Annotated in this window: 26 protein-coding genes and 2 pseudogenes; 8 read left to right on the top strand and 20 right to left on the bottom strand. The window is 56.2% G+C overall.

The genetic code is table 11. From position 1 onward, the window contains the following. Window positions 1-20: 20 nt before the first annotated feature. The 6 genes and pseudogenes from FHY19_RS14090 to FHY19_RS14070 all read left to right on the top strand — a co-directional run bounded on the left by FHY19_RS14090 (window position 21) and on the right by FHY19_RS14070 (window position 4,482). Entirely contained in the window at window positions 21-1,364 is a 1,344-nt protein-coding gene (locus FHY19_RS14090; protein ID WP_259166788.1) for a hypothetical protein, read from the top strand. Between the two features lie 484 nt (window positions 1,365-1,848). After that, window positions 1,849-2,424, top strand: coding sequence for an immunity 42 family protein (locus FHY19_RS14085; RefSeq protein ID WP_259166786.1), 576 nt, complete (start codon window positions 1,849-1,851; stop codon window positions 2,422-2,424). A gap of 91 nt (window positions 2,425-2,515) precedes the next feature. After that, on the top strand, window positions 2,516-2,761 hold the full coding sequence (locus FHY19_RS14080) for a hypothetical protein (RefSeq protein WP_326521136.1): 246 nt from the start codon (window positions 2,516-2,518) through the stop codon (window positions 2,759-2,761). After that, window positions 2,713-2,886, top strand: a pseudogene (locus FHY19_RS22390) (hemagglutinin repeat-containing protein); the annotation flags it as partial. The gene FHY19_RS14080 and the pseudogene FHY19_RS22390, both read left to right, overlap by 49 nt. Further along, complete coding sequence (locus FHY19_RS22385; RefSeq protein ID WP_326521141.1) at window positions 2,865-3,281, top strand: hemagglutinin repeat-containing protein; 417 nt, start codon at window positions 2,865-2,867, stop codon at window positions 3,279-3,281. The pseudogene FHY19_RS22390 and the gene FHY19_RS22385, both read left to right, overlap by 22 nt. Before the next feature lie 122 nt (window positions 3,282-3,403). Next, window positions 3,404-4,482, top strand: a protein-coding gene (locus FHY19_RS14070) for an IS3 family transposase (protein WP_259166952.1) whose coding sequence is annotated in 2 segments (ribosomal slippage) — window positions 3,404-3,635 and window positions 3,635-4,482 — 1,080 coding nt in all. Because the reading frame shifts where the segments join, the coding sequence is not laid out codon by codon here. Here the strand turns inward: FHY19_RS14070 and FHY19_RS14065 are convergent. The 17 genes from FHY19_RS14065 to FHY19_RS13985 all read right to left on the bottom strand — a co-directional run bounded on the left by FHY19_RS14065 (window position 4,463) and on the right by FHY19_RS13985 (window position 19,082). Beyond that, complete coding sequence (locus FHY19_RS14065) at window positions 4,463-4,678, bottom strand: hypothetical protein (RefSeq protein WP_259166782.1); 216 nt, start codon at window positions 4,676-4,678, stop codon at window positions 4,463-4,465. The two genes, FHY19_RS14070 and FHY19_RS14065, sit on opposite strands and share 20 nt — an antisense overlap. Window positions 4,679-5,994: 1,316 nt before the next feature. Further along, window positions 5,995-6,543, bottom strand: coding sequence for a hypothetical protein (locus tag FHY19_RS14060; RefSeq protein ID WP_259166780.1), 549 nt, complete (start codon window positions 6,541-6,543; stop codon window positions 5,995-5,997). Window positions 6,544-6,804: 261 nt separating this feature from the next. Further along, on the bottom strand, window positions 6,805-7,260 hold the full coding sequence (locus FHY19_RS14055; protein ID WP_259166777.1) for a hypothetical protein: 456 nt from the start codon (window positions 7,258-7,260) through the stop codon (window positions 6,805-6,807). 393 nt (window positions 7,261-7,653) lie between these two features. Beyond that, entirely contained in the window at window positions 7,654-8,274 is a 621-nt protein-coding gene (locus tag FHY19_RS14050) for a DUF4142 domain-containing protein (RefSeq protein WP_259166775.1), read from the bottom strand. Window positions 8,275-8,637: 363 nt separating this feature from the next. Beyond that, window positions 8,638-9,015, bottom strand: coding sequence for a hypothetical protein (locus FHY19_RS14045; protein ID WP_259166774.1), 378 nt, complete (start codon window positions 9,013-9,015; stop codon window positions 8,638-8,640). 594 nt (window positions 9,016-9,609) lie between these two features. After that, window positions 9,610-10,194 (bottom strand): hypothetical protein, encoded by a 585-nt coding sequence (locus tag FHY19_RS14040; RefSeq protein ID WP_259166772.1) that lies wholly within the window; start codon window positions 10,192-10,194, stop codon window positions 9,610-9,612. A gap of 143 nt (window positions 10,195-10,337) precedes the next feature. Then, window positions 10,338-10,538, bottom strand: a complete 201-nt coding sequence (locus FHY19_RS14035; RefSeq protein ID WP_259166769.1) for a hypothetical protein — start codon at window positions 10,536-10,538, stop codon at window positions 10,338-10,340. Between the two features lie 1,304 nt (window positions 10,539-11,842). Further along, complete coding sequence (locus tag FHY19_RS14030; protein WP_259166768.1) at window positions 11,843-12,196, bottom strand: hypothetical protein; 354 nt, start codon at window positions 12,194-12,196, stop codon at window positions 11,843-11,845. A gap of 47 nt (window positions 12,197-12,243) precedes the next feature. Continuing rightward, a complete protein-coding gene (locus tag FHY19_RS14025; RefSeq protein WP_259166767.1) occupies window positions 12,244-12,594 on the bottom strand; it encodes a hypothetical protein in 351 nt (116 codons plus the stop codon). Between the two features lie 142 nt (window positions 12,595-12,736). Continuing rightward, window positions 12,737-13,294, bottom strand: a complete 558-nt coding sequence (locus FHY19_RS14020) for a hypothetical protein (RefSeq protein ID WP_259166765.1) — start codon at window positions 13,292-13,294, stop codon at window positions 12,737-12,739. A gap of 325 nt (window positions 13,295-13,619) precedes the next feature. Further along, on the bottom strand, window positions 13,620-14,243 hold the full coding sequence (locus FHY19_RS14015; protein ID WP_259166763.1) for a hypothetical protein: 624 nt from the start codon (window positions 14,241-14,243) through the stop codon (window positions 13,620-13,622). 797 nt (window positions 14,244-15,040) lie between these two features. Next, the gene (locus tag FHY19_RS14010) at window positions 15,041-15,355 is read right to left on the bottom strand and encodes a hypothetical protein (RefSeq protein WP_259166759.1); all 315 of its coding nucleotides are present in this window, start codon (window positions 15,353-15,355) and stop codon (window positions 15,041-15,043) included. An 89-nt stretch (window positions 15,356-15,444) separates the two neighbouring features. Beyond that, window positions 15,445-15,762 carry a type I toxin-antitoxin system SymE family toxin gene (locus FHY19_RS14005; RefSeq protein WP_259166758.1) on the bottom strand — a complete coding sequence of 106 codons (318 nt, stop codon included), beginning with the start codon at window positions 15,760-15,762 and terminating at the stop codon, window positions 15,445-15,447. 452 nt (window positions 15,763-16,214) lie between these two features. Beyond that, complete coding sequence (locus FHY19_RS14000) at window positions 16,215-16,592, bottom strand: hypothetical protein (protein WP_259166754.1); 378 nt, start codon at window positions 16,590-16,592, stop codon at window positions 16,215-16,217. 104 nt (window positions 16,593-16,696) lie between these two features. Then, window positions 16,697-17,248, bottom strand: coding sequence for a hypothetical protein (locus FHY19_RS13995; RefSeq protein ID WP_259166752.1), 552 nt, complete (start codon window positions 17,246-17,248; stop codon window positions 16,697-16,699). 1,081 nt (window positions 17,249-18,329) lie between these two features. Next, entirely contained in the window at window positions 18,330-18,557 is a 228-nt protein-coding gene (locus FHY19_RS13990) for a hypothetical protein (RefSeq protein WP_259166748.1), read from the bottom strand. Window positions 18,558-18,770: 213 nt separating this feature from the next. Continuing rightward, window positions 18,771-19,082, bottom strand: coding sequence for a type I toxin-antitoxin system SymE family toxin (locus tag FHY19_RS13985; protein ID WP_259166747.1), 312 nt, complete (start codon window positions 19,080-19,082; stop codon window positions 18,771-18,773). A gap of 563 nt (window positions 19,083-19,645) precedes the next feature. Here FHY19_RS13985 and FHY19_RS13980 point away from each other — a divergent pair. Continuing rightward, window positions 19,646-20,335, top strand: coding sequence for a hypothetical protein (locus FHY19_RS13980; protein WP_259166746.1), 690 nt, complete (start codon window positions 19,646-19,648; stop codon window positions 20,333-20,335). Next, window positions 20,332-20,820, top strand: a pseudogene (locus tag FHY19_RS13975) (hypothetical protein); the annotation flags it as partial. The gene FHY19_RS13980 and the pseudogene FHY19_RS13975, both read left to right, overlap by 4 nt. A 45-nt stretch (window positions 20,821-20,865) precedes the next feature. On the opposite strand, the gene FHY19_RS13970 reads toward FHY19_RS13975, so the two are convergent. The 3 genes from FHY19_RS13970 to FHY19_RS13960 all read right to left on the bottom strand — a co-directional run bounded on the left by FHY19_RS13970 (window position 20,866) and on the right by FHY19_RS13960 (window position 22,191). After that, the gene (locus FHY19_RS13970; RefSeq protein WP_259166745.1) at window positions 20,866-21,216 is read right to left on the bottom strand and encodes a hypothetical protein; all 351 of its coding nucleotides are present in this window, start codon (window positions 21,214-21,216) and stop codon (window positions 20,866-20,868) included. Between the two features lie 157 nt (window positions 21,217-21,373). Further along, window positions 21,374-21,745, bottom strand: a complete 372-nt coding sequence (locus FHY19_RS13965; RefSeq protein WP_259166742.1) for a hypothetical protein — start codon at window positions 21,743-21,745, stop codon at window positions 21,374-21,376. A 221-nt stretch (window positions 21,746-21,966) separates the two neighbouring features. Next, a complete protein-coding gene (locus FHY19_RS13960; protein WP_259166741.1) occupies window positions 21,967-22,191 on the bottom strand; it encodes a hypothetical protein in 225 nt (74 codons plus the stop codon). Window positions 22,192-22,251: the final 60 nt, after the last annotated feature.

Raw genomic sequence — 22,251 nt, 5'->3', positions numbered from 1 at the left:
ATGGCGGCTTCAACATCCGCGTGGGCGGCAACACCGACCTGAAGGGCGGCGTGATCGCCAGCACCCAGGCGGCGGTGGATGCCGGCGTCAATCGCCTGCAGACCGGTACGCTGACGGTGAGCGACATCACCAACACGAGTAGCTACGAAGCCAAGGGCATCAGTCTCTCGGGCGGCTACGCTGCTGGTGGCAGCAACGGCAAGGATGGGGCCAAGACCGAGACCCAGACGCCACCGACGACCAACAACGGCAGCAATTGGTCTTGGCAAAACCAAGGTAGCGGCGCGCAAGGCGCAAGCGCTGGCTACTCGAGCAAGAGTGGCAGCGAGACCTCGCTGACCACCAGCGGCATCAGCGGCGGCACGTTGGTCATCACCGACCAGACAGGCCAACAGGCCAAGACAGGCCAGAGCGTCAGCGATGTGCTGGCTGCACTGAACCGCGACGTGCTCACCGGCGACAGCGCCAACGGCCTGGTCAAGGGCTGGAACGGGCAGAAGTTGCAGCAGCAGGTCAGTGCCGGGGCCGAGATCACGGCGACGTTTGGGCAGCAGGCGAGTAAGGAAATCGGTGACTATGCTGAAAAAAAGACCAAGGAAGCGTCGCTGTTACGTCTGCAAGCAGAAACGACCACCGACCCAGATCAACGTGCTGCGCTGTTAGGTCAGGCAGAGCAACTCGAAGGTCAGTGGGGTAACAACGGCACGTTGCGAGTGCTGGCACACGCAGCTGTTGGCGGACTGACAGGTGGCCTACAAGGCGCTGCGGGCTCGGCGGCAGGTACACTCACGGCCCCCGCTGTTGCCAGCGCACTGAAGAGCGCCGGTGTGGATGGCGTACTGGCAAATTCATTGACTGCACTGGCATCGACGACAGTCGGCGCAACCGTTGGTGGTACGGCTGGCGGTACGACAGCAATGAATGAAGTCGCCAATAACTATTTAAGCCACGAGCAACTTTCCATCGTTGAGCGCCTGCTAGAAAGCTGCGATGGCGATGCCTCCTGTAGAGAGGGAGTTATCGCGCGAGCCAGCGCTAAGTCACAGCTTCAAGACGCGCAAATGCAGTTCGCTTGTACGCTTGCGCCTTCCAGTGAGGCATGTGCTTCGCAAATGACGCAGGCGATCGGCTATAAGGAAGATTACTCAAATGCAGAAACACTTGGACTTCAGAAAGATTGGCTCAGGAGCGCACAATCGCTGAATTCTTATGTCAACACGGTGCAGGGAGCGCCATTTAGGCAATACGTTTTTGAAGGAAACGGCCTTGAGCCTGTTTACCTTCTGCCTATCGAGGGATTCGTAGCAACAACTGGTGAGCGGGCTGAATCCACTTATAATTCAATTGAGAGAAATGGCCTCTGATCTAAAGAAACCGCGCTCACGATAGGTTTTGGGCTTGCCGAAATAGCCTCCGCAAAGGTACGCGCAATCTTAAATGCGGCAAATACGAATGAGGGATTTCGTGTTGCGCCGCGTTCTAACGGAGATGAGAATTCCAGCTCAATATCGCAAGGGGCTCTTTCAGGAAGCAATCTGGGACGGGGCAGTCCTTTACCAGTAGCAGTCAATACAACTGCGGCCAATCAGCTCACTTACAGATCAAATGGAAAACACACACCGGGACAGCCAAGCTATAACTACTCAGCAGGAACCGAGCCAAAAAATTCGCTTGATTTTTTTGGAAATTCTGTAATTTCAGGTAAAAAAAGGTACGCTAAAGATGATCAGGGTAACGTACACCCATTCACTAACGCTAATGATGGCTCGTGGCACTGGGCGGGCAGTACTGGCGACAAGTCATCACCGCTTGAGAAATCCAGAATACCTAATGATGTAAGAAAATCCCTTGGCATACCTGGTAAAGGATGGTAACGAAATGGTTTTTGGAGACCCCCACAAATTCGCTATTCTTGCTGCCCCTGTAGATGAGTGGACTGATCCAGGGAGCCACGTGAATGGTATTTTTCATTTCATCATTGATGGCAACTTTTTACCAGAGAAAGCAAGGGTCGCCACTTTAGGCGGCGATGCATTTTGTTTCGATGCCAATCACCCGCTCATATCTCTCCCAGAGGATGAAGGTCTATTTAACAAACCTCCATCGATTGCATTTAAAAATATAATGGAGATGATACTTCCACAGGAACTTGACCCGCATGGCAATTACCCGCCTCCGGACGAACGATATAAGGCATCAACTTATAACTTAGAAGACGGCGGGTCTTATGTTTTTTCTGTTTGCTGGGGAGATCGAGTCAGGGTACTAGGTGCGCAAGTCAGCCATCAAAATCTTGACGCGGAAGGCGTGCTGCAGTGGGAGGAAATAATGCCCATAACCATTCATGAAGTCTATTTATCCAAGAACGAGGCTTCGAATATTGTGAGCGGATTTATTTCTAATTTTGGCATAATTAATGCCTGAACCCTTAAATCAGTTTAACTTTATTGTTACTTTGCGAGGACACCGGAGTAGGAGACAAGGCTGATGTGCGTTCGCTGTCGTCGGCTCAACAGTGCTTACTGAGGACGATGTGCGCCTGATCCCAGGCAACAACTTCACCATCGAATCGGCACAGGACACCAGCAGCGAAGCGCACAGTGTTCGCCAGAAGAAGTCTGGGCTGACAGGTAGCTCTGGTGGCGGTGTGGCGAGCGTGGGCTATTCCAAGTCCAGGAGTTCACGCAATCCGTCACCCAGGTCGCCTCATCGGTGGGGTCGACCGATGGCAACCTGGTCCTCAGCGCCGGCAACCAACTGACCATTGCCGGCTCCGATCTCGGGGCAGGCAAAGACCTAACCTTGGCCGCCAAGGACATCGCCCTGCTGGCGCGACAGGATACGGTCGATCATCAGGCCAGCCAATCGAGCAAGTCCAGCGGCTTCTCGGTGGGCGTGACCTACGACCCGGGCGCGTCGTACCGCAGCGCCCGCGATTCGACCACCAAGAACATGGTCGATACCGGTTCGACCATGAGCAAGATCAGCCGCGATGCCGAAGGCGCCGCGGCCGGTACCATGGCCGCGATCACCCCGGTGGTGATCCAGGCCAGCAGCCATCGCTCAACGCGTCGCAGACTGAAAGCACCAGCGATGCGCGCGTCAGCCAGCTGGCGGCGGGGAGCAATCTCACCTTGCTCGCCAGCGACGGCTCGATCACCAGCCAGGCTACCCAGATGTCGGCCGAAGGCAACGCTTCGTTGCTGGCCAGCAAGGACATCGTGTTCGACGTTGCGCACAACACCCAGTCCAGCGGCAACGCCAGCAACGGCAAGGGCTAGGGCTAGGGCTAGGGCCATTGTCGACTCCCCGTAAAATTGATCCATCCATAGTTGGAGGTCTCCGGGCACACTAGCCACCGAGGAGACCAACGATGCGCAAAAGCAAGTTCACCTAGAGCCAGATTGTCGCCACGCTGAAGCAGGTTGAGGGCGGACGCCAGGTCAAGGATGTGTGCTGTGAGCTGGGCATTTCCGACGCGACGTACTACCTCTGGAAGTCCAAGTACGGTGGCATGGAGGCCGCTGATGTGCAGCGCCTTCGCGACCTGGAGACCGAGCACAGCAAGCTCAAACGCATGTATGCCGAGCTCGCGATGGAAAACCACGCACTCAAGGATGTCATTGCAAAAAAGCTGTAGACCCGGCGCACAAGCGCCCGCTTCTTGCCTGGCTCGTCGAGCAACATGGCTGGAGCGAGCGCCGGGCCTGTGCGGTCGTTGGCGTGGCGCGCTCGACAGCGCGCTATCGGCGTCGTCCCGATCGCGACGAGGAAGTCATTGCGCTGTTGTCCGAATTGGCCGAGCGCTTTCCCGAGCGTGGTTTTGGAAAGCTGTTTCAGATCATCCGCCGTCGCGGACATGTGTGGAATCATAAAAGGGTCTGGCGCGTGTATTGCCTGATGAAGCTCAATCAGCGTCGTCGCAGCAGGCGCCGGGTCCCCACGCGCCATCTACAACCATTGGCATGTGGAGCACGCCCCAATGCCGGATGGTCGATCGACTTCATGTCCGATGCGCTGTGGGATGGTCGACGCTTCCGCACGTTCAATGTCATCGACGATTTCAGTCGGGAAGCCTTGGCAATCGAAGTGGACTTGAATCTTCCGGCCGCCCGCGTCATCCGCACCTTGGAACACATCGCAGCCTGGCGCGGCTATCTCGCTAAGCTTCGTCTGGACAATGGCCCGGAGTTTGTCGCATTAGCCTTGGCCGAATGGACTGAGCGCAAGGGTATCGCCTTGGACTTCATCGAGCCGGAGCGTCCGATGCAAAACGGTTTCATCGAACGCTTCAACGGCAGCTACAGGCGCGGCGTGCTGGACATGCACGTCTTCCGCACGCTGAGCAAGGTCCGCGAACAGACCGAACACTGGCTGGCCGACTACAACCAACAGATCACGCACGACAGCCTGGGCGGGCTAACGCCCGCCGAGTTCCGTGATCGACATCAACCGCAGACCTCTAGTTTTGGCTGGCATTGAATTGCGGGGAGTCGACATCACCATCGGCAAGCAGACGGTCAAGACCGAGGCCGACATCGCCGATGTCAGCCACACTGGCGATCACCGGCAGCGACGTGATGGCGCTTGCTGCGTCCGCCAGGAACGCGGCCAACCGAGCGAACAGACAAGGGCAGAGTGCGCGATCCAGCGGCGAACATGCAGGCAGCGGCTTCACTTGCCACTGGCAGATGCCTAGGAACCAAATGGCACAGAAAGTATTGCGATGCCCCTGGCGAGCAGGGGTCTGGCGGTAGGCAAAGACTCGGAAGCAGGTGCTTCTCTAGGTCAGCGGGCGATTCCCGTCAAGGTGTGTAGCCCCACTGCGAGATGATCGCTTCCAGGACCGCTTGATTCGGTACGCTCGCACCTGGACATGTCATCAGATATGTCCGGCGTGCCGCCGCCGTAGCCGGCGAGTCGAAGTACGGGTCCCATATCTGGATGGCGTGGAAGGCCGTTATCGGCGCTGCACATTCGGCACTCGGTGCACCGAAACCGGACACGGCGGCCATGCACAGAAACACCGAGCAAGGATCTACCGTCTGGGCGCGCGCAGGGGCGCTCAAGCCAAGGCCTAAAGCCGCAGCCAGTACGAAATTGGCGGCAGTGGTGCGTAGTTTCACGATGAATACCTCCCTGGTAGTGGTTGAAATGACATGCCTGTCTCCGAGCCGCTTACAATGAGCGTGGCTTAGCGGGACAGCCCCGGCACCGCTTGCGATGGTGTCGGCTGGGTCACCTGATTTTCCGTCTTCGCCAGAATGGCGGTGGTGAGGGTATCATGCGGCCCGCGCGGGGTGTGAGAATTCGGCACCGCCGGCTGTCCAACGCGCAGAGTGCTGTGGTAGCCAGTCCAGTGCTAAGGCGCGACGGACAAGCGCCTGCTCAGTTATCGTCCCTGGCTGCGCCACAGCCACGGCGGCCATGCTTATCAATGACCTACCCCGCGATGCGAAAGCTCAGGCGTCGCGACGGCCTGCGATCGTCAGACCGACCGTTTCAAGTTCAACTACTGGGCACATGCGTGATTCTATATGTCACTACAGCGTTTGCCGTTGAATCAGGAATTCCTATGTGGGGCGAGGCCGATTCACCCACTGCCAGAGGCTGATCAAACCGCTCGTATACTCCGGATCATGCGCGGGCGTGTACTGGATGTTGTAATGGCGGGGAGCGTTGCCGTCATCTGTAACGAAACGCGTCAGACGAATGGTTTTTCTCCCGCAGCACTCCAGCTGCAGCCGCAGCATCCAGATCCATGATCGAGGTGCTATCGAACGACCGATAGAAAATCTTTGTGTTTGTGTGGGGTGGCCGAGCGCCGCAGGCCATGCCTGCACAAGCGGAGAGCATGAGCACCATGCCCAAACGATTGCGCATAGGCGTCCTCCAGAACCTTACCCGTGATGGGAGCCCTGGGAAGGGGTAAGTTGACTTATTAACTGCACCGAGCCCTGCTCTTGGCAAAGGGGACTTGGCTTGAGCGAATGGTTAGACGGGCGGACACTGCTCTAGCACCTGCCGAACCTCAGCGTCGTTCTCGACATTGACAGTAGCTCCCAGGAGCCATGGATAAGACGTGCGGAAAATCGGCGCTTTGTCCGAGGACGGAGCGGCCAAAAAGAAGTAGCGAGGGCCGGACAAAAGATCCTTGCGGAGGTTGTCGACATTGAAAAGACCGCCGCCGAAGCGGTACGTGAGCACCGTCGGCGGATTGGATCCGACCGTCCGGAGCACGCGTTGGACTTCTACTTTTACCTGAACTTCCTCGCACATGGTGAGGTGCTTCCCATCGCCACGGGTAGCACAGCCTGGAACTCCAACCACCTTGAAGCGAGAAGCAACACCAATCAAGACACTTTCAGCGCGGCACACTTTTTCCGAGAAAGGGGCTGCGGGTGGTGGAGTCGTCGCTCGTGCGGGAGCTACGAGTACTACAAAAAGAAGCATACAGATGCGTTTCATTCTCTCTCGACACCTAGGTATGACTTGCCGAAGCGTGAAAAACATCATCTTCAGCAAGATGTTGGCCTTGATCAACCACTAAACCCCTTGAAACGAAGTACCTGACTGTTCTCACTGGAAAGCAGAAGGCATAGCTTGCTTTTTAAAGTGGGCCAGACCTCGCCTCTCAGCTTTTTGACTACGGGTTTGTTCGTATGTCAACCACTCCGGGTGGCAGGGCGCTGATAGGGATCCAAGATTGCGGTCTTTCGATGCGAGACGCGGAGATGTCTTATTGCCTATCTCGCTGACTTATAAAATAAGTGAACCTGACCCCATTTCTTTGAGGTTGATTCCTTAAGTGACCCTGCCCCCGTTCTTCGACTTGTTAGGCACTTGCCGGTCAAGCCACATGGTGTAGATGCAGCGCCCCTCCGATGCACGACAGAAGAACACCCACGTTGCCTGCTCCTTCTGCAGAGACCAAACCGAGTAGCCAAGACTTGCTTGCGCCGAGATGTTAGCCGAATACTCAGGGTACGGCACTGCGTCGGGAGGACCTCTGTGCAACCTTTGGAAAAGCTCGCCCGAGTCGACCGAGCGGAAGGAGAATTCGCCCTCCGATTGATTCAGGTCAACATTGTTACTGGTGCGGATATTGAAAGCTGACGCGGGGAGCACGTCGGGCAGCCATCCGCGACCAAAGAGTTGGTCAGCGCGAGCTTCGGCGAGAGTGGCGTAGTTGCTCTCCACAACATCCGATGTGCACGCTGCCAGAATGATGAAGCTCATAAGTGCGAGTAATTTTTTCATGGGCCTAAGGACTGTCGTACCGCCTAAGCACGGCATAAACCGATCCTCGCGAACTCCCTGACAGCAGTCAATTGCTACACGCATTTGAAGCTCATCGATTTTCCAGATATGCACATGCCGCTGCCAACAGGCGTTAGGCCGCATCCGTGTGGGCCCATCCTGTTACGCCTAATCATGCAAGGCATAACGCCCGGCAAACGGAGGCTATGTCGAACTACAAAGTGAACCTGACTCGGTTCTTCCGGCGTGTCAGCGCAGCTGGCCGTTATAGAAGGAATTGCTTTTTTCTCCCCCCCTCTTTTCAGGTGCCAAACGCTCCAAAAAAACATCGATGTCGCTGCCTTGCCGCTTGCAGACCCGGTGTGGCAGACCGGCGATCTGCCACACCCACGCTCACATCGCCTTCTTGATGGCTTCCGCCTTCGCCAGGTGCTGCTCGACGTGCGTCTTGGTCTCGGTCAGGTGCTGCTTGACCGGCTCGGTCGACGCCACCGTCATCATCTGCGTCTGGATCAGCTGCAGCGCATCCTTGTGCCCGGCGATCATTGCATCGATGTAGGCCGCCGCGTAGTCGTTGCCGGGCGTCTGCCCCAGCGTAGACAGGTCCTGCTCGCCCTTGCTCTCCAGCTTCTTGACGTCCGGGGTTTCGGCCAGCGTTCCAAGCGCCTTGGTCTTTTCCAGGTTCTCGGTGTGCTCTTTCTCCATCATCTTCGCGTACTCCAGCACCGCGCCGGTGACCTTCTTGTCCTGCGCCTGCTTCGCTGCGGCGATCTCGTGGTTGTTCACCGCCCCGAGCAGGCCCAGGGCGATGTCGTCTCCGGAACTCGCACGCGCCGCGCCTTCCGGCGCCGGGCTGGCCTCGCCAACAGGCGGCGTGGTCGGGGTCGCCGCGCCACCGGTCGGCGTCGGCTCGGTGGACGCGGCAGGCGCTGCGGCCTCCTTGTCGGCATCAGGCTTGCAGCCAGCGAGCGCCAGCGCTGCGACCATGGACAGGACCAACAGTGACTGTTTCATGCTCCACTCCCTCTCGATTGAAGACAGCAGCATCTGCCTGCCCAGGTGAAGAAGGCTCATACACGTCCACTGGGTGAATCAGACACAAGCATGGGATGCGGGACGCATGCGCAACGTCGCACCATGCGCGGCACCACACCGCACGTGGCAGCGCGCGACGATGGGGATCTCTACGCTCCGTGAGGGGGACATTGCTGTCAGTTTTTTTGGAATATAAACCACTTTAGGTGGCAAAGCGTTGATAGAGATCTGAGAGCGCTTCTCCGCAGATGTTGAGCGCGGAACATGGCCATGAGCGTTATCTAGTCGGTTTATCTAAACAAGGCAATCTGACCCCGCCTTTCTTTATTCGCCCTATTTCACCTACCAAATCTCAAAAGCTCCACCTCTAGCGAAAGCTATAAATTTCTCAATAAACCCATCTTCAGAATCAGGGATGGCTACAAAAACACCAATCTCTTCAAATTTCTTAGCAATATCCAATGCTCGCTCAGTGCGATTTGGATCCGATAGATAGCGTCCCAGTGCAGCAGTTAGCTCTCTTGCGTCTGACTCAGCGACAGATTGCCCCGCATTCCAGTCATAATGTGCTCCCCAAGGGTCTGCATTGATCCAGTCAAGAGGGGGCGATGTTCCTTCTGGCTTCCATCCATAAACCGAAGCCAAGTTCAAATAAAACGACCACCCTACCGTTGAGAAATAGAATTCAGTGCCAGCTTTATTTTTAAGGTCTACACCCATATCAATCACTTATCCTACATTGAGCCGACTCCGGCCCGTGGCGTGACGATCCTGTCCGGGCTTACCCGGGCGATTCGAGTAATCCGTGGTCCCCTCCCCTGCGACCGGATCATAGCAATGGACGAGGTCGGGGAGGTGGTGCCTAGACGGTCTTGAGACCGTCAATGGGAGCCGCACGCTTGCCCTGACCTGCCCTTCCGGTCATTGACCGCATACGCCCACACATCCGTGCTGGCGGGGGTGTGCCATCTGGGGAATGGGGTCTAGGAGATGAGGTCACGTTGACTTCTTAAGTGAACCCGATCCCATATTAATCATCTAAATCCTAGGGCACCGGGAAGTCAGAAATCACTTCCGTTGCAATGCATGAAATGCTCTCAAGCGCAGCCTTGGAAGGCTCTCCGTCGTACTCAGATCGCAACTGAAAAATGCTTGACCCGGATCAGCCTAAATCGATGCTTGTCTGAGCTGCGGATGGATCCAACCAAGCAAAGCACGCTGGAGAGATAACAGAAGAGGCGGGCAATCTTAAATATCTTTCATGCCACATACTAAATAAAATCTGACCTAAGCCGAGTCGCAAAGAGAATTTTATTAAGTTAATTCTCCGGGCATGCTGCAAGGATATCCTATCTCCTGTGCTTGCCCATACGTAAAATCGATGCCTGCTTCTGGGTTGAGCGTCAAGATGATGGACTCACTGAGAGGCTGACGATCAAATAACGCCTTCACCGCATCAAGCGCTACCGGAACCTCAAAGTAGTCTTCAGCCCACTCTTTGTAGCCGGAGGGCCCGGACACGAGCAACCACAGCAGCCAATCGGCTCCGTCATCGTCAAGACCGCCGATAACTTTGCTCCAGGCACTGTCCTCTGTCCTACGCCAATAGCAGAACGTGGCGTGCTGCATCGAAAACGCCGGCTCATTGAGAAAAGACGAAAACTCGGCCGGAACTTGGGCTCGAATTTCCTGTGGAATGATGGAGCCATCTGCAATTTCATGGGCAAAGCCCTTGATGGCTGCGCCAGCCTGGTCCAGGAGCAGGAACCATTCATCGCCAGACCCGTTGCGCATTGATGCCATTTCCTGTTCCGGCCCCCATGCGCTATTGAAGCTGTAGTAGCGGTAGTCCCACTCTGGGCTAAGGATGGCATCAAGCATGGCGAGTGATTGTGTCACGCGACGCAACTCCGGAATTGGCGGCAAATCGACTAATTCTTGCATAGTGCCTGAACATCCCAGCGGAGGTGTTTTCGGGTTTAATCTGCTACTGAAGCCGGAGCAGGCGGGCCTTTCGGGTGAAGCTGATGCCGTTGCCTCGGTCAGCGAGAAGATTCGTAGATTGCTGTACTCACGATCATCCCGGCGATGCCGGCGGCCGCCATGAAGAATCCCCGCCGGTCCCAAGTGGAACGAAATGGCCGCTTCTTGGGTGCGACAAGAAACGCGCCCCAGCGTATCAATCCACCGGCGCCAAGCGATAAACCAGCGATCAGCATGCAAAGAATGTAGACGATTTTCATGAAGAGCAGGCCGAGTGGGCAACGAGATCAGGCTCGTGTGCCTGCCTCCATTCTTACATGAGCGACGAGGGTGCGTGGCAAGTGGTCGAGGTGTTCCAGCATGAGATGCAAAGCGATGGCAGGATGCTCCATGTCTGCCCTCCTCCGCTCAAGGAACGGTGAGCGCGTATAGCGTGGCGACCGGCGCATGGCGCTTGATACAGCGCGTGCGGGTTCGTGCTGCGCGTGCGACACATCTGGTTAGTCCGCCACGCTGACGACTAGGGAATGAGGGAATGTAGGATATGGGGTCAAGTTGACTTATTAAGTGAACCTGACGCAGTTATTTCGGGTTGCACTCGGCCAGCGACAGCCGCATCGACGGCCAGCGTCACTGCCTTGGATGCGCTGAGCGTGCTTGCGGTCGGCGGTCGGCGGTCGGCGGTCGGCGATGTCACGATGGCCTCCACCTTGGAAAGGTTGCAAGCCGGCTTCCACCAGTACAACATCTCCATGGCTCATACGATCCCCAGGGAAACGCATTTCGCGACAGATCTGTGACACTAGAAACATTTCACGAGGCATGGACGGTTGTGGCTATTCCGGTGGCAGCACCATTTGCCATGGCCGAAACGCTTCCACCTTATGTCTGGAACGCAGTTGCAAAACTTGTATCGGGGTCTCTGTGATCATACTTCGCTCAATCTTTATTTTGATCATCCTCCAGGTCTCTGGTTGCGTGATTGGAAACGGACGCATATGCGGACCACAGACACCACTTGTGCTGTGCGATAAGGAGGCGGAGAAGGCCTTATATCACCCTACTCCCCTCAGGGATTATTGGAGAAACACGGAGACTCAGTCCGGCAGCTTAAACAGAGCGTGGATAGAGTGCGGAGGAGACGGATCTGGGAGCTATGTGAATAACCAGCGAAGACCAGGAGAGAGTATGGCCGATCTCTCAATGAGAGATAGAAATCTCTTTTACAACATTCAACGATGCATGATGATGAAGAACTATCGTTACGATGGACCTTGCGAGCCGTCAGTTTGGAGAGTTGCGCCAGCATGTCAGGCACGATTATCTGGTGCTCAATAGCGTCGTAGGGAACAGGGTCAGAATTGCGCTCGCGCCATTGAGCCAGAGTCAGTGCGAAAGATTCGAGGCCATCTTCCGGGTGGAGCTGGTTCGGATAGCCGCGCCAGCCCGAGTTACGTTCCAACGTGAGATGACCAGAACAGTCGGAGGGAAAGCCAGTTAGACCGGTTCCAGAAGGGAGCGATCCAACATGCGTGCGCGCGTGGATCCGTCTCGTACTCACTGCTCAGGCTTCGCTTCCATCAGCGAGATACAGAATCTCGCCCTCCGGATCGAAGACATGTACACCGTACTGCTTGGCCATGTCGCGCAGCTGCTGAAATCGCTCTTCATCGAACGCATCGAGTTCGAACACCATCTCAAGAATGGCTCCGGCCGGGCGATTGTGCGTGAAGTCTTCATACCATATGTCGCCCTTCGAGCCATCTTCCGGCCAGACCTGTAGCAGGTATGCAAAGAAAGCGGCAATGCGTTCGGTCGGTGCTTCACTACTGTCATGTGTGCTCTCGACAAAACCCGCTGCGGCCACTGCATCGCTGAGCTGCTGGCTATCGATCGCGTACAGGATTGCTTCGCTCATTTCCGTTCCTATGGGTCAACGTCATCGGTTGTTTCTGCTTCACACCATCAGTTGAACTGATTTTCGTAAGCGTCAACGTGGTGCGGGAATAGCTCGGCGTACAGCGGATATCCAATTCCGAGCACGGCGACTTCCAGACCTTCTGCTCCAAACTCAGAAGAGCAGTCGGTAATGGCAACGGCCAGGCACTGGATCAGTTGCTTGGTGCTGGCGACTCTGACCGCAAGATCGATACCCGCCACCTCACGCCCTGCGTACTGGGTGATGGCCGGTTGCACAGCGCTATAAGTAGCGATTGGTATGAATCTGCCGAACGCAGCCCCCATGGGCGGGTCTCCCGACTCAAAGGCGGTGTGCCCGATCAGCACGGAGTTTGCGAGGATGTCGAAGCGATGCATATTGCGCAGCCTTACCTCTGTTCTAGGTTTCGCTTTGGGACATCCGGAAATGATGTCAGGTTGACTTCTTAAGTGAGCCCGACCCCGCTCTTCGTTTGACCATGGGCCATACTTTATCGAAGGCAGCTGACATTGAGAATCCTTAGGCCTGCGGCTCGTAGCGCCGCTTGAACCAAGCGTCGATGGCAGCTTCGACATTGGGACAGCTTAATTTGGCCGCAGTCACGAGGTCCTCGCCCGTTTGTGGACAGGTGATGCCAAGCTCGGCTTCAAGCCAGGCGCGGAAGTTAGCCGCTGATGCCGGTTCGACTGGCGGCTGGCTCAGGTCATCGAAGCCAAGCTCGTTGTAGCCGATTCCAAACACACGAAGAAACTCACGAAAGTTCTTTGCCAGCACACAATTGTCGCTGCCTTCCGATCCCAGATGAACGATCGGGGCAGAGGTCGCATCCAGGCCGTCGCATAACCAGAAGGCGAGGATCGATCCGTCTGGGCCTGCGCCGAAGTAGGCAAACTGCGATGCCATTGCATCATCGTCGTCGAACCAGGCTCGTACCCCGCCAAAATCGTCTGGCCTTATCTTCATACAGCCGCTGATGGGATAGCCGGTCTTGTCCAGATAGTCGCAAACCATGCGTAACTCCATGGGCAAGACGGTTCCTGCGGGAACGTTTGCGGCAATGCGTTGGAACTTGGTCATCCTAGGTGTCCTTCAGCTGCGTAGCTGCGTGGCAGGATGCTCACCCGACTCCGTCACTGTAGTCAATCTGCAGATCTCCGATCTCCAGATCCGCATTGCTTGCGCGCGCTTATGGTGTCCAACCCAACATCTGGTCAAATTTAGCAGCTACTCCGCAAAACCAGATGCCTGCCAGTCACCTCCGTCTAAAACGCATGCAACGATTCGGGAGGCCGCAGTGCGCGGCGCAGTTCGACAAAACCGAAGTCACGGGCTTGCTCAGGAACACTCAGGTAGTGAACGCGAAAACGGGATCGGGTCGAATTTTTAAGTGAACCTCACCTTGTTATTCCGAAGCCTCCCCAGCCACGTTTTTATACGTCTCGAGCGTGCAGCCTTCCATGCGTTGGCCTTTCAACACCTCCAGGTGATCGCAGACGATCGTGACCTGCGCGTCCGGCATGACCGGATCCAGCTTCGCCTGCTCTTCCTTGTAGAACGTCGCCAGATAAGACTCGTGCTTCGGGTCCGGCGTCATGAGAATGGCCGGGCCGACAATCTCCTTCGATCCGTCTGCATGGGTCTGTTGCTGTTCCATGACGCTGGTGGCAACACCTGTGAGCCGGAACAGCTTCCCGCCGAATCGCTGCTTGAAGTTCCCGTCGGTGAGCCTGGCTTCCAGCAAGCCTTCATATTCGACATCAACGACCGGCATCTTCGCGCGGGCTGCAGGGTCCAGATCATGCATGTGGCTCATATAGCGCATAGCCATCCAACCGAACACGGCGAGGACGATCACGCCAATGAAATGCAGTGTGGACCGCTCCATGCGCGGGGCAGCCCTCGTGTTTTTACCGTGCAACATGCGCATGTAGTCGTCGACACTCATGCCTGGCGGAATGCCGCGTAAGCCTGGTGCCGTGCCGTGACGATCCTGTCCGGGCTCGCCCGGGTGATTCGAGTTGTCCATGGTCCCCTCCCCTGTGACCGGATCATAGCAATGGATGAGGCCGGATAGGCGGTACATAGACCGCCTCCAGGTGAATCAATTGGAGCCGTACACTTTCCCTGTCGTGCCAATCATTGACCGACAGCTTAGTTGAATGAATTATCACGGCACCCTGCCAGCGAACAGAGGTTCGCCAGGGAGCGGATTCAGGTTCACTTATTACGTGAACCTGACCGCTTACATCAGCTAATGAACCCGACCCTGCTACTCAACCCGACCTAACCTGATCCCGTTTCTCCCCCCGTTTGTCTTTGAAAAGTGCAGCCAACTTCACTTATAAAAAAACGGCCCTCCCCATCGCAATCAGTCAAACCATACTCCGCTTTGCATTACACAGGCACGTTGAGGCGGCTGAAATCGCCAGGCGCGTATTGAGCCCAGTAAGACCTCATCGTACTCAGCTCTAGACAAAGGGCCCTCGCCCTGAAGATGGACGTCGGAAAACGATATACGGGGATCTGTAACCCTTCCATCCCTGTCGATCTCGAAAACTAGATCCACTCGCCCAAGGGGTTTCTTCGATAAGCGCGGCAACTCAGGTGGCACTAATTCTCCCACTTGTCTCAAGTTCGGATCACATGAGGGAAGCGCTGCATCTTTTACGCAAGCAGCGATAAGTAGCGCTGGCACTAAAGCCAGGGGCAAATTTTGAATTAACTTCATACGGTTCGATTCATGAGATTTTTTACCAACAGTCTCAGCTAGTACTACCTATCGACATGTCAATGACAGTACAGGACGAATACACCCATATCTTTTCAGGAACCAATCGGTAGCACGCCGCGGCGAGCCAGCATGAGGATCAGGGACGTCAGCGTTGCCAGTGAAGTCAACCCGATGCCAACCCAATAGCCGGCCGGATCGTCACGCCGATGTGGACCAGGCAGCCCTATTCGCGTCATGGTGTGCCCGGTGACAAGCTGCAGGGCTAGGAACACCAGGCAGAAGACAACAAATAGCACGTCCGCATACTGCTCAGCTCTTCCCAGTGCGCTCAGGCCGACCGCTGCGAGAATGGCCGCGAGTGCGAACGATACATAGAGCCGGTTGGGCCTGCCAGCATAGTGATCCATTGCACTTGACCATGAAGGCCGTCCAGGCGCGGCGTCATGCAATCCTCGGATAGGTGCTCGAGATAGTCAATTTTCGGGCATTACCTGCATCAGAGCCTTGCTCCTCCCTCATCCACCACGCTGACGACGAGCTCGCCGTTGCGTAGGCGGATGTGGAGTTTGCTGCCGATGGTGAAGCCGAGTTGTTCCAGCCAGCGGCCGCGTAGGCGCAGCGTGGGGATGCGTTGGTCGCTGGCGGGGTAGTAGCCGTAGCCGACGGTGCAGTGGTGCGGGGCACGCGGGTGGCCTGGGCGGCGCGGTTTGTTGGGATCGGGGCGGGGCTCGGGGATGGGAGTACATTCGAGATAGAGCGTTGGCTTGATCGAGGGGTCAAGGGTGTGCCAGCCGATCTCGGTGGGCGGCGGCACCGTGGCGCCCTTGCGCGCTGGCTAGGGACTGGACGTGGGTCGACGCATGGCAAAGCCCTCCTTGACGAACAGGCCCCGCCGCCGGCTGGCAACGGGATGTCGAGAGGTTAGAAACCGCAGAGAGCCGGCGGGCGTATTCCACGAAGGGTGTTGCAGCCGCCCTCCCGACGCAGACATCGCGTCGGTTGCGCCGGCAAAACGCTGTAGGCACAAAAAATCCACCGGTTTGACGGAGGCGGGTACCGCTCTGTGAGGAGTTTCTATGATCCTTGAGGGAGAAATTACTGCGATTTTTTTGGGATTTCAGCTACTTGAGTTGGTAAAACGCTGATAATTATCTGGGAGCACTTCCCCGCAGATGCCGAGTGCTGAAGATATCCATAAGCGTTATGTATCCGGATTATCTAAAGATGCGCCCCTGATCGCGCCACTCTTTATGCGCTCTATTTAATCTACCATATCTCAAAAGCTCCACTTCTGGCAAAAACTATAAATTTCTCAATGAATCCATCCTCAGAATTAGGAGCAGTTACAGAGACACCAATCTCGGCAAACTTTTTCGCAATGACCAATACTCGCTCATTACGATGTGTATCCACTAAGTAGCGTCCCAGCGCAGCAGCCAACTCCCTTGCGTCTGAGTCAGCGACAGATTGCCCCGCATTCCAATCGTAATGTGAGCCCCAGGGTTCTCTATCGGTCCAGTCAGGGGGAGGTGATGTCCCTTCTGGCTTCCATCCGTAAATCGCTGCCAAGTTCAAATAAAAAGACCATCCTATTGTTGAGAAATAGAATTCAGTGCCAGCTTTGTTTTTAAGGTCTACACCCATATCAATCACTTACTCCTGCATTGAGCCGACCCAGGCCGCGGCATACCTGAACCCGCCCTCCGAATTAAGCCTAGCCGCCAAGCGGCTTGGGCTCGAATGGGTTGTTAACTGCAATCACGGGAAAAGACAGCGACGTCACTGGACAATGCGATAACGAGACTGTTGCCGACATAGGAGAAGCCACAAGCACGCAACTCTGACTCTGTGCCGATCTTGTGGAAGATGGCGGGCTTGCCGTACAGCGATCCGTAAAGAAAAGAAGATGGCTCAACTAACAGAATGTCTGTGTCCGGCCAATCGAGCGATACCAGCTCCACAGACCAACCGTCGAGAGTAGAGACAGGTAGCCCGCCACCAAGGAGCCCGGATATGCGAACAGTTTGCCCTTGCAACGGGCCGATGCCTTCCGCCTCCAGAAAATGTTCATGCTCGTAATAGTCATTATAGTCCCGTGCTACTTTGGTGCCAGTGCGGCAGTCAATGACCCCGCGCCCTGCACTGGAGATGACGAGCAGGAGTTCCGAGTTGCGGTCAAATCCGACCGAGCGCAGGCCACCGACGGCTATGGTAGCCACTTGGCGCCAAGGGGATGGCGGTGCTACTTGTTGCAAAGCACGCAATTGCTTTTTTAGTGGGTCTAGGTGATTTTTCAGCATGGCGGCAAAAGCCCAAACTTCGAGAGTGTATTGAGGTGCTCGCGATTCCGAGCGAATGGGCCTGCATAGTTAACGACAACCGAACCCAACATACCAGATCCCACCACCCAATCTTCCCAACCAACGGTGACTCGAGCGCATTCCAAAAACTTGATGCATCGCTGGATATCATGCCTCAAGATTTGGGCACGATTGAACTGGCGGTTGGCTAGCGTCGAACCCATTGCGCTCTAATGTGTAGGCAACCAGCGTCGAAGAGCGTATGCCTCGAACGATTTGCTAGGCCTTCACGTACATTGGCTCACCAGGTCGCGGCAGACCCGCAGTGAGCAGGTGCTTGTGTACTGAACAGAAGACCTCGTTGTACCACCCATAGTGCGGATCGTTGCATATGGCAGTTGCTAGACCCGGCGGCAACTCATCGTTCGGGATGCTAAGACTGGAGCGGAGATGTGCAACTACCGAGCCGGGCTCTGGCCAATCGCATAGCACCGGCTCACGCTCAACCATGTTTCCGCGAGCGATCTCCTGCGCTACGACCGCCGCAAGCTCATGACAAAGCTGTGCTCTTTGCTGGACCATTTCCTGCTTGCTTCCGAAGGGGCCTAAATTTTGACACGGAAAGGCCGGCCCCGGATTGCCGGCACTATGCTCTCGATAGATGCGTTGGGCGTCAGGACACGTGGGGTGGGGTGGCGTTAGAGTGAGCCTCCCCCGTTCTTGAACAGCAGCGCAGGCAGGAGCGACAACAGCCCGTCGCTTTAATCAGCAGGGTTGGCGGCAATCTCTATAAGCAACAGTCTCAAACTAAAGTTTAAAGTGAACGTGATCACGTTCTTTAGGCGCCATCCTACCCTTCCAGATATGGCAGCGGCCAGTGCTCCAATCCCTCTTTCCCGTACTCGCTCAAGTGTGGGTCTGCATGTTTCGCAAGCATCTCAAGGGATAAGCGAGATTCCAGGCTACCAATTCGGGCTAACGCGTAAGCACACTTACGCTGAAATGCGTGGAGACTACCCCACTCGACCATGTATTCAAAGGTGGTTACGGCAGCCTTCGCGATGTTTTCGACTGTACTTTGCTAACCGATAAGACCCAATTCAAAAACGATATCTTCGTGTGAATTGTGCCATTCCGCTAGCAATACCTCTGCAAGGAACGGAGCGCCCTCGCGTTTGTTGCGCTTCGCCAAAGCGAACAGCAAGGCATCAATATCTTGCGACGTAATGGCAGCACGTATCGCGTTAACTTCGGACATGGAGGCCTGACCTAAATTGAGTGCCGAAACGCGGTTGAACATGGCAGCCATACTGCCTTGGTTTAACAACCAAATCTAGCCAAGGATGCTTCCAGCATCATCGCTATCCACGACGTGCTTGTCCGACCGATAGCGCTGCAGCGATACGAGCCGTGGGTATTCTTGCTTTGAGCCCGGCCATGGGTTGAGACGTCTGGGCGCCCAGCCACGTGGTCCGCGGCGACTCGTTGGCCGCAGTCAATTGCCGTCGCTTCTTGTGCTGACTCACTTGCTGCTTTGATCGGCCACGCTGACGACCAGCTCGCCGTTGCGCATGCGGATGTTGAGCTTGCTGCCGATGGTGAAGCCGAGTTGTTCCAGCCAGCGGCCGCGTAGGCGCAGCGTGGGGATGCGTTGGTCGCTGGCGGGGTAGTAGCCGTAGCCGACGGTGCAGTGGTGCGGGGCACGCGGGTGGCCTGGGCGGCGCGGCTTGTCGGGATCGGGGCGGGGGTCGGGGATGGGGGTGCGCTCGACGTACAGTGGTGGCTTGAGCGTGGGATCGAGCGAGTGCCAGCCGATCTCGGTAGGCGGTGGCACCGTGGCGCCCTTGCGCGCTGGCTAGGGACTGGACGTGGGTCGACGCATGGCAAGGCCCTCCTTGACGAACAGGCCCCGCCGCCGGGTGGCGACGGGATGTCGGGAGGTTAGAAACCGCTAAGAGTCGGCGGGCGTATTTCCCCGAGGGGTGTTGTATTAGCCGCCCTCCCGACGCAGGCATCGCGTCGGTTGCACCCGCAAGACGCTGCAGGCACAAAAAACCCACCAGTTTGACGGAGGTGGGTACCGCTCTTAGAGGAGTTTCTACGCTCCTTGCCGAAAAGACTGCTACGCGCTGCGTGACATGTCAACTGGCTGATGCTGGCAATCTGGAAAGCGTTGATGGAAGATCCTTGCGTCAACGTTTGAAGCAGCAGGGTCAGAGTTGGATTGAACCTAGAGAGATTGCTACTCCAAGCGCATCCCTACCCTCTCGCAAACAGCTTTCCGTCCCTCGCTATCCATCACTATCGCGCCACTCGGGTTCGGGCTCGGTACTGCAGGACACCAACGGTGCGAATGACAATTGACCAGCATCGCGATGTCGCGTGAGTAGGATTCCAATGATAAAAATTAGCTTCCGAAACCTGCTCCCTTTGCTGCTGCTTTCACTAGCGCTGCCAAGTGCATGCGCTTGCGCGCCTGGTGAAGCAGGACGGGATGCAGCCACGCAATCTGCTGCCACAGCGACACCAACCTCTCCAGAGGAAGGCAAGAGCACTGATAGCCGTGCCGATTCCGTCTCTGCCAACACCACTCCGCAGGAGCTGGAGCGCCGGCTGCTGCGCTTCATCGATGGCCTGACAGTACCAGCGGATCTAGACTACCAGCGAATGGAATCTGCACTTGGCATCAAGCTTGGCCCACCGTCTGATCCGGTATACCCGTGGCGTGAAGCAAAAGACGTCGCTCTGGCCGATGGCTATGCGCTATACGCGACACATCGCCCAACGAAGGATGGCTTCTCGCGGATCGAAGTTGCGGTGTCTTTGCCTAACCACGGCGATCCCACGCGCGTGCCTACGCCGACCTGCATCTGGCAAGCCGAAGCATTGTCCAAAACGCTTGAGGGCATGGGATACACACGCGGCGGCCAGCGACCCTTCCAGGGTGGATGGCTACGCCAGCATTGGCGTGCAATGAATCGCGGTAGCCAGATGTTCTCGGTCTCATTGCTCATCTATCGAACCAGTGACCAAAGCAGTCCACAAGAGTGCGTTTACAGCGTGAAAATCGACGGAGGTAAGCCATGATCCCGGTTGATCCACGTATTGAACCCCTACTTGCCCAGATGGCAAAAGATCCGGCGCTTCCTGCCGGCGCGGAAGCGAGCATCCGGCAGACAATTGTTGAATCACCCTATCTTTCAAATCTGCTAGGTGATGCAATTGAGAAAGGCAGAATTGGCGCGATTGCTGTCTCGCATGGACAGAACAACGGGGGTCACTTCCAGGACGGTAAGGACGGCAAAGCGGGCACACTCAATATCAGTGAAGCAGCATTCAAAGATTTCGCAGGATCAGAGCGCATCGACTATCTGACCGAGGTCATGGGCCATGAAACAATGCACGGCGTGTTAGCCAAGCATCGTGCCGACGCTCTTGCCGAGTTCGGCAAGAGCATGGGCAACCGGATGCAGGAGGCTTACGACAATCGGGAGAATCAGGTCGACCTGACTGGACCTACGCGTGTTTACCTGGATTCCACCCGCGCAGACGAAGCACTGTCGGAAATCTCGGTAGGGAACGGAGTCAGGTTGACTCATTAAGTGAGCCTGACCCCGTTATTTCTGGAGAAGATCATGAAGGTCTTCCGGTCCAGGCGAGATAATTGATGTTGAACCATTGCATGTGGCTGTCAGCCTGAACTCAGACTTGGTTGGCTGGTCTTCGATAGTGCGAACACCGTCGATAACGCATAAGACCCCGAACAGTGTTGCGTCAGCCGCCATTCGTAATGCAGCGGCAACGTTGGCTTGGTTGGCAGAATCAAGACCACGATACCAAACTGACAAACCAACGAGAGATTGAGCGGGCCTGCGACCCGGCGGGGCTTTGAGAAGTTCCAAGCAATCATGAACGGCGACATCCGCACATTCGGTCTTTAGCGCATTAACAAAGATGTGTGGATTCATATCTTTAGCCCTGATGCCTGAATTAAACGGAATCGCGACGCGACATCAACTGCGAGGCTGCGGTTTGCCGCCCTACACCGCTCGCTGCTCCGCGGTATCGTGCACCGCATGGGCATTGAAGATGGTTTTGCTCGGCAGCGTCGGCTCGAGTGAAGAATTAGGCGTCATGCGCACGCTGCCATATCCGACGAAGAGCGTGCATCAGCACAATAACAAAAGGCACTATCACGAGAAGATAGAACACCTGAATTGTCGGAACGATGAAAAAATTCCAACCGCCGGTGCGGACACCTGTTACAGCCCACCACACGTTTGGTACGACTGAAAGAGCGACAAGAAAACACAACACGATCATCCTCAGCGTCGGACTCGCCTTCGATGCCGGTACAAATACCAAATAGATGGCGTATGGAGCTGCTCCAATCAACGCTGTAGTCACAAATGCAGCAAGTGCAGCCCACCAGTTGTCTGTACCAGCAAATACGCGCCATTCAATGGCCGTAGCCGTGAATGCGGCAGTGAGAAGCACGCAGCACCATGCAATGACCTTTGACGCCTTATCCAATCGGCTAACTGACCTTTTCATCGCCCTGACTACGAGTGGACCGCAGCAGTGCGGCATGCATGATCCTCACCGACTGATTGACGGCCGTCAATCGCTCCGCGCCTCTGTAGCCAATACCCGACCCGCAGCACGGCCACGGCCTTATCGAGATCCGATTCGGGCTCGCCGATTATTGCCAGGTACTTCTATGGGTCGCCGCAGCTATGCTCCATGCAGCGGTCAAAGATTTTGCGCACGGCGTTGGCCGTATCAAAGATGGCTTGCCCGAGCGTGGGCAGTGTCTGCGCCTCCAGGCACTCCGGTTTGCTCATGGCGATCACGTCGCCATGAGCGATGAGGGTGCGTAGCAGGCGGTCGAGCTGGTCGCGTTGGTCCAGCGTGAGATGCAAGACGACGGCGGGGTGCTCCATCTGTGTCCTCCTCTGCGCGGTGAGCGGGGAGCGCGCACGGTGCGGCGATTGGCGCGTTGC

The sequence above is a fragment of the Xanthomonas sp. 4461 genome (genome assembly GCF_024806475.1).
In the GTDB taxonomy this organism is placed as follows: Bacteria; Pseudomonadota; Gammaproteobacteria; order Xanthomonadales; family Xanthomonadaceae; genus Xanthomonas; species Xanthomonas arboricola_F.
The sequence above is the reverse complement of the archived record's forward strand: the minus strand, read 5'-3'. Positions and strand labels throughout refer to the sequence as shown.

Excerpts from the sequence above, each read along its gene's own strand:
- FHY19_RS14055 (WP_259166777.1), bottom strand. The coding sequence starts at position 7,260 with ATGAAAAAATTACTCGCACTTATGAGCTTCATCATTCTGGCAGCGTGC.
- FHY19_RS14050 (WP_259166775.1), bottom strand. The coding sequence starts at position 8,274 with ATGAAACAGTCACTGTTGGTCCTGTCCATGGTCGCAGCGCTGGCGCTC.
- FHY19_RS14045 (WP_259166774.1), bottom strand. The coding sequence starts at position 9,015 with ATGGGTGTAGACCTTAAAAATAAAGCTGGCACTGAATTCTATTTCTCA.
- FHY19_RS14035 (WP_259166769.1), bottom strand. The coding sequence starts at position 10,538 with ATGAAAATCGTCTACATTCTTTGCATGCTGATCGCTGGTTTATCGCTT.
- FHY19_RS14030 (WP_259166768.1), bottom strand. The coding sequence starts at position 12,196 with ATGAGCGAAGCAATCCTGTACGCGATCGATAGCCAGCAGCTCAGCGAT.
- FHY19_RS14025 (WP_259166767.1), bottom strand. The coding sequence starts at position 12,594 with ATGCATCGCTTCGACATCCTCGCAAACTCCGTGCTGATCGGGCACACC.
- FHY19_RS14020 (WP_259166765.1), bottom strand. The coding sequence starts at position 13,294 with ATGACCAAGTTCCAACGCATTGCCGCAAACGTTCCCGCAGGAACCGTC.
- FHY19_RS14015 (WP_259166763.1), bottom strand. The coding sequence starts at position 14,243 with ATGGACAACTCGAATCACCCGGGCGAGCCCGGACAGGATCGTCACGGC.
- FHY19_RS14010 (WP_259166759.1), bottom strand. The coding sequence starts at position 15,355 with ATGGATCACTATGCTGGCAGGCCCAACCGGCTCTATGTATCGTTCGCA.
- FHY19_RS14000 (WP_259166754.1), bottom strand. The coding sequence starts at position 16,592 with ATGGGTGTAGACCTTAAAAACAAAGCTGGCACTGAATTCTATTTCTCA.
- FHY19_RS13995 (WP_259166752.1), bottom strand. The coding sequence starts at position 17,248 with ATGCTGAAAAATCACCTAGACCCACTAAAAAAGCAATTGCGTGCTTTG.
- FHY19_RS13990 (WP_259166748.1), bottom strand. The coding sequence starts at position 18,557 with ATGGCTGCCATGTTCAACCGCGTTTCGGCACTCAATTTAGGTCAGGCC.
- FHY19_RS13980 (WP_259166746.1), top strand. The coding sequence starts at position 19,646 with ATGATAAAAATTAGCTTCCGAAACCTGCTCCCTTTGCTGCTGCTTTCA.
- FHY19_RS13970 (WP_259166745.1), bottom strand. The coding sequence starts at position 21,216 with ATGAATCCACACATCTTTGTTAATGCGCTAAAGACCGAATGTGCGGAT.
- FHY19_RS13960 (WP_259166741.1), bottom strand. The coding sequence starts at position 22,191 with ATGGAGCACCCCGCCGTCGTCTTGCATCTCACGCTGGACCAACGCGAC.